The sequence below is a fragment of the Arthrobacter sp. 2762 genome (assembly GCF_040548745.1).
Lineage (GTDB): Bacteria > Actinomycetota > Actinomycetes > Actinomycetales > Micrococcaceae > Arthrobacter.
This window is the reverse complement of sequence record NZ_JBEPSI010000010.1, coordinates 193090-206553: the sequence shown is the minus strand read 5'-3', so window position 1 is coordinate 206553 and position 13464 is coordinate 193090. Positions and strand designations below refer to the sequence as shown.

The 13464-nt window shown below is 63.5% G+C and carries 13 protein-coding genes; 8 read left to right on the top strand and 5 right to left on the bottom strand.

The features are described from left to right. Positions 1–612: 612 nt before the first annotated feature. Genes ABIE18_RS18575 through ABIE18_RS18565 form a run of 3 tightly spaced genes read right to left on the bottom strand, consistent with a single transcriptional unit; the run spans position 613 to position 3212 of the window. Positions 613–1092 carry a phage tail protein gene (locus ABIE18_RS18575; protein ID WP_159708998.1) on the bottom strand — a complete coding sequence of 160 codons (480 nt, stop codon included), beginning with the start codon at positions 1090–1092 and terminating at the stop codon, positions 613–615. A 1-nt stretch (position 1093) separates the two neighbouring features. Beyond that, a complete protein-coding gene (locus tag ABIE18_RS18570; RefSeq protein WP_499724074.1) occupies positions 1094–2533 on the bottom strand; it encodes a phage tail sheath family protein in 1440 nt (479 codons plus the stop codon). A gap of 37 nt (positions 2534–2570) precedes the next feature. After that, the gene (locus tag ABIE18_RS18565; RefSeq protein ID WP_499724073.1) at positions 2571–3212 is read right to left on the bottom strand and encodes a hypothetical protein; all 642 of its coding nucleotides are present in this window, start codon (positions 3210–3212) and stop codon (positions 2571–2573) included. A gap of 224 nt (positions 3213–3436) precedes the next feature. Between ABIE18_RS18565 and ABIE18_RS18560 the strand changes: the two genes are divergently transcribed. Next, positions 3437–4273 (top strand): alpha/beta fold hydrolase, encoded by an 837-nt coding sequence (locus ABIE18_RS18560; RefSeq protein ID WP_499724072.1) that lies wholly within the window; start codon positions 3437–3439, stop codon positions 4271–4273. Between the two features lie 73 nt (positions 4274–4346). On the opposite strand, the gene ABIE18_RS18555 is transcribed toward ABIE18_RS18560, so the two are convergent. Further along, a complete protein-coding gene (locus tag ABIE18_RS18555; RefSeq protein WP_499724071.1) occupies positions 4347–5279 on the bottom strand; it encodes an NAD-dependent epimerase/dehydratase family protein in 933 nt (310 codons plus the stop codon). Positions 5280–5418: 139 nt separating this feature from the next. Here ABIE18_RS18555 and ABIE18_RS18550 point away from each other — a divergent pair, with 139 nt between their 5' ends. The 7 genes from ABIE18_RS18550 to ABIE18_RS18520 all read left to right on the top strand — a co-directional run bounded on the left by ABIE18_RS18550 (position 5419) and on the right by ABIE18_RS18520 (position 12893). Continuing rightward, positions 5419–6171, top strand: a complete 753-nt coding sequence (locus tag ABIE18_RS18550; RefSeq protein WP_499724070.1) for a TetR/AcrR family transcriptional regulator — start codon at positions 5419–5421, stop codon at positions 6169–6171. 41 nt (positions 6172–6212) lie between these two features. Continuing rightward, positions 6213–7019, top strand: coding sequence for an oxygenase MpaB family protein (locus ABIE18_RS18545; protein ID WP_499724069.1), 807 nt, complete (start codon positions 6213–6215; stop codon positions 7017–7019). Beyond that, on the top strand, positions 7012–7926 hold the full coding sequence (locus ABIE18_RS18540) for a DUF817 domain-containing protein (protein WP_499724068.1): 915 nt from the start codon (positions 7012–7014) through the stop codon (positions 7924–7926). Before ABIE18_RS18545 ends, ABIE18_RS18540 begins: the two co-directional genes overlap by 8 nt. Before the next feature lie 715 nt (positions 7927–8641). Further along, entirely contained in the window at positions 8642–10507 is a 1866-nt protein-coding gene (gene dnaK, locus ABIE18_RS18535; RefSeq protein ID WP_499724067.1) for a molecular chaperone DnaK, read from the top strand. A 2-nt stretch (positions 10508–10509) separates the two neighbouring features. Next, positions 10510–11169: a nucleotide exchange factor GrpE gene (locus ABIE18_RS18530; RefSeq protein ID WP_223934639.1), complete on the top strand. Its 660-nt coding sequence runs from the start codon at positions 10510–10512 to the stop codon at positions 11167–11169. A gap of 316 nt (positions 11170–11485) precedes the next feature. After that, positions 11486–12460 (top strand): DnaJ C-terminal domain-containing protein, encoded by a 975-nt coding sequence (locus ABIE18_RS18525; protein WP_431116796.1) that lies wholly within the window; start codon positions 11486–11488, stop codon positions 12458–12460. Between the two features lie 10 nt (positions 12461–12470). Then, positions 12471–12893: a heat shock protein transcriptional repressor HspR gene (locus ABIE18_RS18520; RefSeq protein WP_477513947.1), complete on the top strand. Its 423-nt coding sequence runs from the start codon at positions 12471–12473 to the stop codon at positions 12891–12893. A 6-nt stretch (positions 12894–12899) separates the two neighbouring features. On the opposite strand, the gene ABIE18_RS18515 is transcribed toward ABIE18_RS18520, so the two are convergent. After that, positions 12900–13298, bottom strand: coding sequence for a YybH family protein (locus ABIE18_RS18515; protein ID WP_499724066.1), 399 nt, complete (start codon positions 13296–13298; stop codon positions 12900–12902). Between the last annotated feature and the right edge of the window lie 166 nt (positions 13299–13464).

The following is a 13464-nucleotide window of genomic DNA, read 5'->3' as shown; positions in this document are numbered from 1 at the left end:
TCGGGCCCCGCAACGTGGGTGGGGGTGTGTTGTGGGGCCTGCTTTGCGCCCCATTTTGGTCCGGAACCGCGCACATCGGGCCCCGCAACGAGGGGCGTGTGTTGTGGGGTCTGCTCTGCGCCCCATGTTGGCCCGGAACCGAGCATATCGGGCCCCGCAACGTGGGTGGGGGTGTGTTGTGGGGCCTGCTTTGCGCCCCATTTTGGTCCGGAACCGCGCACATCGGGCCCCGCAACGAGGGGTGATTCAGGTCGATCCGTGCGAAGGCGCAGCATGGGGATGTCTTGTGGGGCCTGCTTTACGCGCCAAGAGCGTCCCCAGACACGCAGAGTGGGCCTCGCAACGGGAGGGGTGTCGGTCGGAACGGCAGGAGGAATCAACCCGGCGTCGCGCAGTAACTGAACCCAGTGCTCAGGTGCGCCTTCCACGTTCAGGCCGCGCACCGGCGTCGAACTTTCCCACGAAGAAGGCGTTGACGCGCCCGCACTCAAAGCGCCAGCTCCCGAAACACCCGCACCCGAAGAACCCGGGTCCCGATCCGACCCCCGATCCAGCCACGCAGCCACACCTCGCAAACGTTGCGCAGCCGCCCGCCGCCACGAAAACCCAGGCTCAGGCGACGGGAGCGCGGGCATCGTCGAGCTCCAGGCGGTCGTATGCAATGCTGAGGGATTCGATGGCGAGATCCTTGCCCAAGGCGTCAAGGGGTGCGCCGAACCAGTCGCACGGCCAGGCCCCCAGGAGATTCCAGCGGCGGACTTCCACGGACCCGGCGTCGTTAAGCATCGCGATGGAGACGTTTCGGCGTTCCACTTTTCCGTCCACGGCTTTGAAGAGCCACTGCAGCATCTCGGTGGAGTCCGTGAGCCCGTACTTCAAAGTCACGGGGGTGTACTCCACTTGCCCGGGGATGACGCGGACTGTGCTGTTTTCGCCGCCGGAGCGGTAGAGGATCCGGTCGATTTTCAGGCCGAGGCCCTCCACTTTGGTGAAGTGGCCCTGAACCACGCCTTGGATGACGAGCTTGAAGTTGTAGGCCCGGTATGGGTCCACCACGTTGCCCGGTTGGGCGGCAGGTGTTGGGGTTGTCATGTCAGGCTCCTGCGCTCTCTGTCTCGCTGGTGTTGTCCGCCGACTGCATGAGCTTGAAGATCACAAACTCGGCCGGTTTCACAGGCGCGATCCCGATCAACGTGACTACTTGCCCGGCGTCGCGGACCTCTGGAGGGTTGGTTTCTTCGTCGCACTTCACGAAAAATGCCTGTTGAGGAGTAGTCCCGAGCAGGGCGCCGTCCCGCCACACGTTGGTCAGGAACGCCCCGATGTCGCGCCGGATCGACTTCCACAGCGTGTGATCGTTGGGCTCAAACACCACCCAGCGCGTCCCGTCCGCCACGGACTCCTTGATCATGTTGGTTAGTCGACGCACATTCACGTACCGGTATTCGCTCGCTTCGGGAGCCTTGGTCCTCGCCCCCCAAATCCGGATGCCCTCGCCGGGGAAGTACCGGATGCAGTTCACGCCCGCCGGGTTCAGGACCTCCTGCTCACCGCGGCTCACGCGCCGCACAAGATCGATCGCGCCCTGGATGGGCTCGTTGGCCGGCGCCTTGTGGACGCCGCGTGTCGCGTCAACTCGTGCCCACACGCCTGCAATATGGCCCGACGGCGGCTGCGTCACCTTTTTCCCGGACACGGGATCGATCATCACGATCCACGGGAAATACAGTGCTGTGTAACCGCCGGGGGATTGCGGGGCGCCGAGGTCCTGCTGCTCACTGGCTTCCGTATCCGGATCAGCGGAGCGGCTCGCCGGGGGACGGGTTGAGTCGGGCCAGTCGGGGGCGTCGGAGGAGACAGAGGAAGCAGAAGAAGCCGACGACGGCGGGCTGTCACCAGCGTCCGCTTCCTCCCCGGCGTCTCCCGAGCCGGCATCGTCACCTGGGCCGCCACGATCCGAGCCAGCGTCGCCACCCGGGCCCTCATCCGCCGTCGTCCGTTCTTCTTCCGGGCCCGAATCCCTCGCGCCCACCGGAACGCCGGACGTCGCAGCCCTGGTGAGCGCACCGACGTCGTCTACTTTTTCCACCGTATCCAGGATGGCCATGCGGTCCTGGCGGAGCGGGTGCTCCACATGCGCCGCTAGTGCCGCATAGGATTCAGCGTCCGCGAAGCCGGGGGCTGCCACCATGGAGATGTCGTCGACGGCCTCGAAAAGCGTGAGGCCTGTGGGCTTGGCGGCCGTGCCTGTGAGGCTGCCGTTGGCCCCGATGTTCACCACATAACAACGGCTCCCTCCGTTTGAGAAGAAGCCGTAAACAGCGTTTGAGAGCGGTGTGCCCGCTGTCGCGTTGCCGACATATTGGTCCACGAACTGGGTCCAGTTGTCCAGCACACGGAGCTCATCCACCAAGGCGTCCTGGTCCGGGGCCACGCCTACGAACGCTGCGATGCTGGTGTTGACCTGCCCGATGGCACGTGCGCCGCTGGGCACTTCCTGTACATAGACGCCTGGCGCCTGGTAGTTCGCCATGGTGCGCTCCCTTTCCTGCCCGCGGGTGTCCGCGGATTCACACCCACCGGATGATGACCGGCAGGCTGCTGGTGCTGGCCGAGACTTCCCTTTCGGTGCCGCTCACTGCTACGGCAAAGTGCTGGAGTTCATCCGCCGAGGCCAGGACCTCGAAGTGGCCGGTCGCATCGCTGACGACTGCCGTGGCGGAAGAATGGGCATGGATGTAGGCGTCGGGGATGCCTTTGTTGTGGACGTCCACGAGCCGTCCGTGGATCCGGCGGGCAACACCGGTCTTGGCAATGAGCGGTTCAAGGACGGGCGGACCAGAGGGCTCTTCGAAGCGCAGCGCCACGGGGATCCGGACCAGGAACCCGAGCCCTTGCCGGATGGCTCCGGAGTACTCCTCGGGACGGAACTCGCCGGTGGAAACTACCGAGTATTGGCTGTGGCGTTCCACGGCCAGGAGCAGTTGCTCCATGTTGTCCAGTTGTTCGGGGCCATGGCATTCCACCGCCACCCGCAGTTCGAGGTCCAGGACCGGGCCATCGCGACGCGACCTTCCCACGCGGTTGAGCGTGACTGCATGGACGGTGACCGGAGCGTCAGGGGTGGGAACGACGGCGTCCGGGGAACCGTCGTCGAACCTTACGCGCTGGGGAGTGACGGCGTCGGAAAGTACCCCCAGTAGGTCGGTCAACGACGAACGCACATAGCCCACGGCAGAACCCAGAACTCGAAAGGTGACCAGAATTGCAACTGGGACTAGGTTACTCCCGCTGTTGCGTGTAGTCACTGGGGAATCAGGAGTAACTCCATTCGATTGAATGTGCAGGTGGGCGCCCGGCGTCGAACGCTTCAGTTTGCTTCCGCGGAAGGTACCGCCGGACTAGGATTTCCCGAAACGAAGCGGAGGTCCTGAAGATGCATGAGCAAGCGACGGCACCCCTCGAGACCGGCTTTGCCCCGGTCAACGGACTGGAGATGTACTACGAGTTGTATGGCGACGGCGGAACTCCCCTCCTGCTCCTGCACGGTGGGCTGTTCGACATTCAGCAGCAATTTGGCGCTTTGATCCCGGGCCTGTCCGAAGGCCGCAGGGTGATCGCCACAGATTTCCAAGGCCATGGAAGAACCCACGACATCGACCGCCCGCTGAGCACTGCGGATCTGGCTTCCGACGTCATTGGCCTCCTCGAACATCTGGGCGTCCGCGAGGCCGATGTATTCGGCTTCAGCGTTGGCGGCGCAGTGGCACTGCACTTGGCGATCAAACGCCCGGACCTTGTCCGCAAACTCATCGTGTCTTCGGTGTCTTTCCGGCCCGACGGCGATCGCGGCGGAAACGCCGAAGCCGTGGCCTCCATGACCGTGGACATGATCGCCGGCACCCCGATGGAGCAGCGCTATCTGGCTGTTTCACCGCATCCGGACCGCGAGCACCTGCAGGGACTGTTGGACAAACTCGGGCACTATGACGCCGGCTCCAGCGGATGGAGCGATGACGAAATCCGCGGAATCGCTGCCCCAACGTTGATTACGGTGGGCGACTGCGACATGGTCAAGCTCGAGCACGCGGTGCGGTTCCTCCAACTGAGGGGAGGAGACGTGAATGGCGACTTCGAAGGCGTACCCGCATCGCAACTGGCTGTGTTTCCCGGCACCACGCATTTCTTCGGGTTGGCGAGGACCGCGCTGGTGCAGGACGTCGTCACAACCTTCCTGGACGCTCCACCGCCTGCTGCATGGAAGGACCAGTGATTGGCCGGAGTGGTTTGTGTGGGACGTTCCGTGTCCTGAATTCAGACATACGCGCTCGACCGCACGCTGCCGCCTACTTCAGTTGCCGGACAGCGTCCCGCCACCACGCCACTGTTGCTGCCGCAGCTTCCGGGAGGGGCGTCGGCTCGAGGCCCAGGAGGCGCTGGCTTTGCGAGGAATCCATCACGAACGGGCGCTCGAACTGGTAGAGCATCTCGGCAAGCTCGCGCATGTCGGTCGAAAAGAGACCAGCCGTCCTCAGCACCCATCCCGGCACAGCACTTACCTTCGGAACAGCAACGCCGGCAGCCTCAGCGAACGCCGCCGCAAGCTCGCGCTGGGTTAGCGCCGGGCCGGTCGGAGCCTGGAGCACAGTGTTCCAGAGCTTTGGATTCCGGGCCGCCGCGATCATGGCCGCCGCCAGGTCAGGGACATACGTGAACGAGTGGGGTTGCCCAGCGCTGCCAATGACTTGGACCGACTTTCCCTTCAGAACCAGCGGGACCATTCGGTCGCCTGCATGCGCCGTCCGCACCAGCGGGCCGAAGAAGTCGCCGGCCACCACGCTCACGGTATCGGCAGCGTGCACGTGCCGCGCGTTCAGCAGTTGGGTTCTAATGCCTCTTTTTCCGCCCGACGCCGCCCGTGGACCCGCCTCGGTCATCACGCTGTCCGGCTCGCTGTAGGAGTACAGGCTCTCTGGAAATACGACGACGGCGCCCTGGGCTGCCGCTGCATCCATCACCACTTGTTCGGCTTGTGGGAGCTCGGCCGCCCATACAGCGGCCCGGTATGCGGACCCGTGAATGCAATGGAAGACCGCGACGGCGCCGTTGAGTGCTTGGCTCAATTGCTGGGGATCGGAGGCATCGACGCGCATCCGTTCAATGAGGGGATGGTCCGGGCCGCTGCCAGACCGAGTCAGAATGCGAACGTCTTCCCCCCGCTCAGCGAGTTGTTCGGCGACGGTCCAACCAACGGGTCCTGCTCCGGTGACGACGTACATGCTGATCTCTTTCCTCGAAGTTCAGTGAACGGAAGCGAGAGCACTGCTCTCTGAATTCAGAATGACCCCCAAGGGAGCCAAAGTCAAGAGCACTGCTCTCATTTGTTGATGGTGCTCTCCCTTGTGGCAAGCTGGTTCCATGCCCTCCACAGCGCCCGGCGCCGAAGCTGCCCCTAAAGCCCAGCCGAAAGCCAAAACGCCAACTCCCCGCGAGCGTGCGCGTGCACAAACCATCGCCGATATCGTGCGACTCGGCCGGGAGCACCTCGCGGTCCACGGTGCCGCGGGGCTGTCGCTGCGGGCTGTTGCCCGGGACCTTGGCGTCGTTTCTTCGGCGGTTTATCGCTACGTGGAAAGCCGGGACGAACTCCTCACGCTCTTGCTCATCGACGGCTACAACGAGCTCGGCGACGAAGTGGATGCTGCTGTAGCGGCTGTTCCTGAGAATGATTTCGCAGGCCAGTTCCGTGCCCTGGGTAAGGCTGTTCGTGCGTGGGCGCTCAAGGAACCAGCCAGCTACGCCCTGCTTTTCGGCAGCCCGGTTCCCGGCTATCAGGCACCCGGTGAGCGAACAACGGTTCCCGGAACACGTGTCATCTTTCGCCTCGTGAGCATCTTTGACGCAGCCCATCGCGAGGGGGCCTTGGCGGCGGAGGTGAGTCCCGCCGTCGTCATCCCACCGGCACTGGCAGCAGACATGGTGAACATCCGGACTGAACTTGGGATCACGGTGCCCGAGTCAGCGCTCGCGCGGGGCGTGCTGGCGTGGACGTCCGTCTTCGGGGCTGTGAGCTTCGAAGTGTTCGGCCAGTACGGGCGCGATACGTTTTCCGCGCGCGACGAATTGTTCGAGCACCAACTGCTCGTGCTCCAAGGCATGGCGGGTCTGTGACCGGCGGGTCTGTGACCAGCAGCAGACGGTAAAGTATCAAGATGGTTCGAGGGCTTGCTGACATCGGTGCGGAGGGCATATTGCTCGCCGGTGCCGGGCGCGCCATCCTCCTTCAGATCGCTGATCCGAGGGTGGGGCACGGCGTCGCGGACCATAGCGACTTTGCCCAGCGGCCGCAGGATCGTTTACGGGCCACGCTGACTTACGTTTATGCGATTGTTTACGGTTCAGAAGAGCAAGTTGCTGCCGTTCGCCGCGCCGTCAACCGCGCCCACGCTCCGGTGCGCCGGAACCCTGACAATGCGACAAAGGGCTACAACGCTTTCGACCCCGAGTCGCAGCTTTGGGTTGTCGCCACCCTTTACGAGACGGCCGTCACCGTTTATGAGCAAGTGCACGGACCGCTCGACGACGAGACCGCCGACCGCATGTACCGCGACTATGCGCGCATTGGGACGGCGTTGCAGCTTCCCGCGAATATGTGGCCGTCCGATCGTGCGGCCTTCGCTGGGTACTGGTCATCGCGCGTGGACCTGCTTCGACCTGATGAAAAAGCCCGCAGCATCGCCAAGGACCTGCTGTATCCGGCAGGTGGACCGGCACTCATGCGCCTGGCTATGCCGCTTGCCCGCTTCCTGACCGCCGGCCTGCTTCCGGACCACTTGCGCGAAGGGTTCGGCTTGGAATGGACTCCCCGTGATGACCGCCGCTTCGAGCGGACCATGCGGTGGCTGGGACGCGTCTATCCCCGGCTTCCGCAGCGGATACGGCACTGGCCCAGGGACTACTACCTGAGCCACCTGGAAACCACCCCGTCCAAGTCCAGGGGCAAGGCAAGGAATGCGTAATTCGACCTCGGTGGAGCAGACCATCGATGACCTCGCCCACCGTTATCTGCAGCACGCCCACGGTGGCCGACTCCGAATGCGCCTGACCGAGTTCGTAGTGTTCGGACTGAAGCAGGCATGGGCCTGCGTCTTCGGGGCAGCACTGCTCGCGGTGATCATCGCAGCCCGCCTCTGGTATCCGGACGACGCCGGCCTGGCGCGGAATGACTTCCTGACCATCGCCGCAGTCGCCATTCAGATCCTGATGATCAGCTTCAAGTTGGAGACGCTGCGCGAGTTGCGGGTGATCCTGCTGTTCCATGCGGTGGGGACCGTCATGGAGCTGTTCAAGACGGACGTGGGCTCGTGGTCCTATGAGGCCGAGGGCTTCCTCCGGATCGGTGGTGTTCCGCTGTTCAGTGGCTTCATGTATGCGGCCGTTGGCTCGTACATGGTTCGTGTGTTCCGGCTCTTTGACTTACACTTCGACCACTACCCCTGGCGATGGATCACGGCTCTTGTGGCTGCCGGGATCTACATCAATTTCTTCTCGCACCACTACATCTTTGACGCGCGCTGGGTGCTGCTTGCCGCCGTCGTGCTTGTCTACGGGCGGTGCGTGATGCACTTCCGGGTGTTCCGTAAGCGCTTCCGGATGCCCATCCTGGTGTCTTTCCTCTTGGTGGCGCTGTTCATTTGGTTCGCCGAGAACATCGGCACGTGGTCCCATGCGTGGCTCTACCCCAATCAGGTGAATGGCTGGCAGGCGGTCTCGATCGAGAAGCTCCTCGCCTGGTTCCTGCTGATGATCATTTCCGTGGTGCTCGTGGCGTGGGTGTATAAACCGGAGCCGCCGCCCAGCCCCAGTGGCGCCACGCAAATTCGCCAGGGACACCCGGATATCCGTGTCGCCCGCCCACCCGAGTGACGTTGGTGCGTTTGCGCGTCGTCACGCAGCTCTACTCCTGCGAATTGACGCTGAAGCCCTAGCCACTCCCCATGCCAGAACAGCGGCTGCGGGCAGTGCGCCAAGAATGATCTGCGTAAGTCGCGGGTGAAAGGACTGCTGATGAGTGCCGCCAGTCATCGTGAAAGTGCACTCAATCCCCAAAGGTAGGAAGGCGTACTCTCCCCGGGGTGGTACGGGTGAGCCCTCGGGGTTATGGATTGTTCCGGCCGGGAGATATTCGCCGAGGCAGAGCCCGGAAATACCCCCAGCATTGTGGTTCAGGAGTCCGCGGTCGAGGAGCCCAACCAGAACGAACCAGCTCAAGCAAAAGAAGATGGCCAGCACAAGAAACGGGTGTCTCCCGGCCATAGCGAGCCTCCGTTCTGGTGTCGTCACGCTTCGCCGCAGGCTATAGCCCAGAACGCATCCAGCGAACTCCATCGCGCAAGTCTGTCAGTTCACGCAGGGCGAAACCAGCCCTCGGAGCCGCGTACTTCCGGGGCAAATTTGGGCACGAAAGCCAAACTTGAGCGTACTTCACTCAACTTTGGATTGACATTGAAACGAGGCTGAGTACAGTTGAGTGCAGAACGCTCAACTAGCCGATTGTTGAGTGGGCTCCCGATAACCCAACCGCCCAGCGGACCGGTGCCGGGGGCAATCTCGAACATCGGCCATTGAAAGGAAACAAGATATGTCACGTGCAGTAGGTATCGACCTCGGAACCACTAACTCCGTGGTCTCTGTCCTTGAAGGTGGCGAGCCCACCGTCATCGCCAACGCAGAAGGCGGCCGCACCACGCCGTCGGTCGTTGCGTTCTCAAAGTCCGGCGAAGTCCTGGTTGGCGAGATCGCAAAGCGCCAGGCCGTCAACAACATCGATCGCACCATCGCTTCCGTCAAGCGCCACATGGGCACCGACTGGTCTGTCGCCATCGATGACAAGAAGTACACGCCGCAGGAAATCTCCGCGCGTATCCTCATGAAGCTCAAGAACGACGCCGAGAGCTACTTGGGTGAGAAGGTCACCGACGCCGTGATCACCGTTCCGGCATACTTCAACGACGCCGAGCGCCAGTCCACCAAGGAAGCCGGCGAAATCGCAGGCCTCAACGTCCTCCGCATCGTCAACGAGCCCACCGCGGCTGCACTGGCCTACGGTCTGGACAAGGGCAAGGAAGACGAACTCATCCTGGTCTTCGACCTCGGTGGCGGTACCTTCGACGTCTCCCTCCTCGAGGTTGGCAAGGACGAAGACAACTTCTCCACCATCCAGGTCCGCGCAACCGCAGGTGACAACCGCCTCGGTGGCGACGACTGGGACAACCGCGTCGTCGAGTGGCTGCTGAACCAGCTCAAGATCAAGGGCATCGATCTCTCCAAGGACAAGATCGCCCTCCAGCGTCTCCGTGAAGCTGCAGAGCAGGCCAAGAAGGAACTCTCCTCTTCCACCAGCACCAACATCTCCCTCCAGTACCTGTCCGTCACCCCCGACGGCCCGGTCCACCTGGACGAGCAGCTGACCCGTGCCAAGTTCCAGGACCTCACCAAGGACCTGCTGGACCGTACCAAGAAGCCGTTCCACGACGTCATCGCTGAAGCCGGCATCAAGGTCTCCGACATCGATCACATCGTGCTCGTCGGTGGCTCCACCCGTATGCCCGCCGTCTCCGAGCTCGTCAAGGAACTTGCTGGCGGCAAGGAGCCCAACAAGGGCGTCAACCCGGACGAAGTTGTAGCCGTTGGTGCTGCACTCCAGGCCGGTGTCCTGAAGGGTGAGCGCAAGGACGTCCTCCTCATCGACGTCACGCCGCTGTCCCTCGGCATCGAAACCAAGGGTGGCGTCATGACGCACCTCATCGAGCGCAACACGGCTATCCCCACCAAGCGTTCCGAGACCTTCACCACGGCAGACGACAACCAGCCGTCCGTGGCCATCCAGGTCTTCCAGGGCGAGCGTGAATTCACCCGCGACAACAAGCCGCTGGGCACGTTCGAACTGACCGGCATCGCTCCGGCACCGCGTGGCGTCCCGCAGGTCGAGGTCACCTTCGACATCGACGCCAACGGCATCGTCCACGTGTCCGCCAAGGACAAGGGCACCGGCAAGGAACAGTCCATGACCATCACCGGTGGCACGGCACTCTCCAAGGAAGACATCGACCGCATGGTCCGTGAAGCCGAGGAGCACGCCGCAGAGGACAAGGCCCGCCGCGAAGCTACGGACACCCGCAACTCAGCCGAGCAGCTTGCCTACTCCGTGGACAAGCTGATCGCCGACAACGACGACAAGCTGCCCGAAGAGGTCAAGACCGAGGTTAAGGCCGACGTCGACGCCCTCAAGTCCGCGCTGGAAGGCACCGACGACGCCGCTGTGAAGGCGGCCTTCGAGAAGCTGCAGGCTTCCCAGACCAAGCTCGGCGAAGCCATCTACTCTCAGGCAGCCGCAGCTGACGCTCCGGGTGCCGGTGCTGAAGGCGCTCCGGCCGGCGAGAAGACTGCTGCCGACGAAGACATCGTCGACGCTGAAATCATCGACGAAGACGAAGCGAAGAAGTAGCCATGCCCCACCACGGCAACGAAGCAGAGCACTCTGAAGGAAACGAGCCGCGCAAGCCCGTAATACGGGACAACCGCAAGGTTGACCCGGAAACCGGGGCTGCCCGACACCCCGAAGGCGAAGCTGCTGCTCCCACCGAAGGCAACGCCGCTCCCACGGAAGGTGACGCTCTGTCCCAAGCTGAGGAAATCCTCAACGGGGTAGAGGTCCCGGCCGAGGAATCGGTAGCCTCCGGCGCCGCGGCTGAAGCCCAGGCAGCGGAGCTCCGCAACGATCTCCTTCGCCTTCAGGCTGAATACGTCAACTACCGCAAGCGCGTCGAACGCGACCGCGCCGTAGCAGGGGAGATGGCCGTCATCGGCGTCCTGAACTCCCTGCTCCCGGTGCTGGACGACGTCGACGCCGCCCGCCAGCACGGTGACCTCGAAGACGGCCCCTTCGCCGCCATCGCCACCAAACTGGAGAATGCGCTGAAGACGTACGGACTGGAACGCATCGCGGAAACCGGTGTCGAATTCGACCCCACCATCCACGAGGCACTCATCCAGCAGCCCGGCGAGGACATCGAGGTTGACACGGTCAGCCAGGTGCTGCGCTCGGGATACCGCTCCGGCGAGCGTGTCCTCCGCGCGGCCCAGGTAATCGTGGCTGTGCCGGCCTAGTCACCTTCCGCCTTCGCGGATGAGGGGGCCCCGCCCCTTCGCCGGGTGGCCGAGGATCTGCGATCCTTGGCCACCCGGCTTCGGCAGCGGATATTGGCCTTCCCAACACTCGCAAGCTCGTGTAGGGGCCCTGGGCCAGATCCTTGGATGCCACTCGCGGGCCCCCTCATCCGCTACGGCTCGGCGGTCGACTCGCCTAAGGTGGGATGACCGCAGCGCAGCTGGATAGGGGGACGCGGCGTGGCGGGCATCGCGAAGCGGGCACGGCCCCCTATCCAGCGGAGCGCAAGCTTCGACACAACGAAAGGAAACGCTCTTGGCCAGCCAGGACTGGGTTGAAAAGGATTTTTACGCGATCCTTGGTATCGCCAAGGACGCGTCCGACGCGGATATTAAGAAGGCTTACCGCAAGCTGGCGCGGCAGTATCACCCGGACACCAATTCCGGGAATGCTGCTGCGGAGAAGAAGTTTAAGGACATTTCCGAGGCTTATTCTGTTTTGTCGAGTCCTGAGGACCGGCAGCAGTATGACGCCATACGTGCCATGGGTGGCGCCCGGTTCGCTCCCGGTGCGGGGGCGGGGCGTGGTGGTGCTGGCGCTAACGGTGGGTTCGAGGACCTGTTCGGTGGTTTGTTTGGTGGCGGCGCGCGTCAGCCTTCGGGTGCCGGTGGTATTCCTCCGGAGTTTGCTGACCTGTTTGGTGGCGGCTTTGGTGGAGGCCAGACAGGGTTCCAGCGTGCTCCGCAGAAGGGCTCGGATCGCACTGCGACGACGTCCATCTCCTTTGCTGGTTCCATCAAGGGCACTACTGTGAGCCTGCGTGAAAGCAACGGCCACGTGATCGACGTCAAGATCCCCGCCGGCATCAAGGATGGGCAGAAGGTCCGGCAACGCGGCAAGGGCAACGCTGGTCCCGCCGGAAACGGTGACCTCATCATCACCGTGAACGTTAAGCCCCACGAGTTTTTCCAGCGCGACGGCGACAACATCCGCATCCACGTGCCCGTCACGTTTGCGGAAGCTGCGCTCGGCGCGACCATCGAAGTTCCAACGCTCGACGGCGACACCGTCAAGGTGCGTGTCCCGGCCGGGACGCCGTCGGGTCGCACCCTCCGGGTCAAGGGCCGGGGCGTGAAAACGTCCAAGGCGACCGGTGACCTTCTGGTGACTATCGACGTCGCCGTCCCCCAGAACCTGAACAAGGAAGCGGAGGAGGCTGTGAAGGCATTTGCTGCCGCGACCACCGACGCCAACCCGCGTCACGACCTGGCCGCGAAGGCCCGGTTGTAAGGAGACGGTCATGGCAATCGACGTCAACCAGCCGATCTTTGTCATCTCCGTCGCCGCGGAGCTTGCCGACATGCATCCGCAGACGTTGCGCCAGTACGACCGCCTGGGCATCGTCTCGCCCAGCCGTGCCCCCGGGAAGTCCCGGCGGTACTCTCAGAACGACGTCGACAAGCTGCGGGAGGTTCAGCGCCTCTCGCAGTCCGGCGTCTCGCTCGAAGGCATCAAGCGCATCCTGGACCTTGAAAACCAGGTAGCGGCGTTGCAGTACCGGGTGGCCGAGCTCACAGAGGAACTGACCCGGCGCCGAAGTCCCTTGGACACGCGCATTTTCGCAGCGGGAGCAGCGGGCGACGTCGTCAGTCTGGCCCGCGGTCAACGACCCCGTGCGCGATCGCAAGCCGTTGTGGTGTGGCGTCCGCGGCCCGAGCAGTAGGCCACTTCACTCCGGGACCGTGTCAGCATGCCTGTGCGCCACCTTCCACTCGCCATCCTCGCGGCGGTAGACCTGGGTGGCCCTCAGAAGCTGGCTCACCTGCTGCCCGGTGACCGAGATTGAGGACCGCTCCAAACCGGCGGTGTAGGCCATGTCGCCAACGATGTGGTAGGACTGCAGCTCGAATGAGTAGGCGGTGCAGTCGGAGAACCTGTTGGCCAGATCCGCGAACAGCTGCCCGACTTCTTCCTGCCCGACGGCGTTGCGCCAGGCGCCCAGGACGCTTACCGGCTCGTGGCTGGACCAAATGGCCCGACGCGGCGCGGAGTCTCCATTGAGGAGGGCCACCTCAGCCTGGTAAAGCGTGGTCCTGATCCAAGCAAGAAACTCATCGTTCTCGGTCATACCCTCAGTATGCTCCCGCGCTTCCCCCAAGGGACCCTGCCGCGGGCAGCGCTAAATTCATCCCGCAGCGTTCTCAGAGAGGCCGCTTGATGCAGAGGTTCCGCGAGGGAGGTACTGCCAGAATCCGTAACAGCGGACACTCCCGCGCCGCCGCCAAAAGGAGTGT

Bases quoted from the DNA above. Each gene is read 5' to 3' on its own strand.
- ABIE18_RS18540 (WP_499724068.1), top strand. From the start codon at position 7,012: ATGCGTAATTCGACCTCGGTGGAGCAGACCATCGATGACCTCGCCCAC.
- ABIE18_RS18515 (WP_499724066.1), bottom strand. From the start codon at position 13,298: ATGACCGAGAACGATGAGTTTCTTGCTTGGATCAGGACCACGCTTTAC.
- ABIE18_RS18570 (WP_499724074.1), bottom strand. From the start codon at position 2,533: ATGGCGAACTACCAGGCGCCAGGCGTCTATGTACAGGAAGTGCCCAGC.
- ABIE18_RS18545 (WP_499724069.1), top strand. From the start codon at position 6,213: ATGGTTCGAGGGCTTGCTGACATCGGTGCGGAGGGCATATTGCTCGCC.
- ABIE18_RS18520 (WP_477513947.1), top strand. From the start codon at position 12,471: ATGGCAATCGACGTCAACCAGCCGATCTTTGTCATCTCCGTCGCCGCG.
- ABIE18_RS18530 (WP_223934639.1), top strand. From the start codon at position 10,510: ATGCCCCACCACGGCAACGAAGCAGAGCACTCTGAAGGAAACGAGCCG.
- ABIE18_RS18555 (WP_499724071.1), bottom strand. From the start codon at position 5,279: ATGTACGTCGTCACCGGAGCAGGACCCGTTGGTTGGACCGTCGCCGAA.
- ABIE18_RS18550 (WP_499724070.1), top strand. From the start codon at position 5,419: ATGCCCTCCACAGCGCCCGGCGCCGAAGCTGCCCCTAAAGCCCAGCCG.
- ABIE18_RS18560 (WP_499724072.1), top strand. From the start codon at position 3,437: ATGCATGAGCAAGCGACGGCACCCCTCGAGACCGGCTTTGCCCCGGTC.
- ABIE18_RS18575 (WP_159708998.1), bottom strand. From the start codon at position 1,092: ATGACAACCCCAACACCTGCCGCCCAACCGGGCAACGTGGTGGACCCA.
- dnaK (WP_499724067.1), top strand. From the start codon at position 8,642: ATGTCACGTGCAGTAGGTATCGACCTCGGAACCACTAACTCCGTGGTC.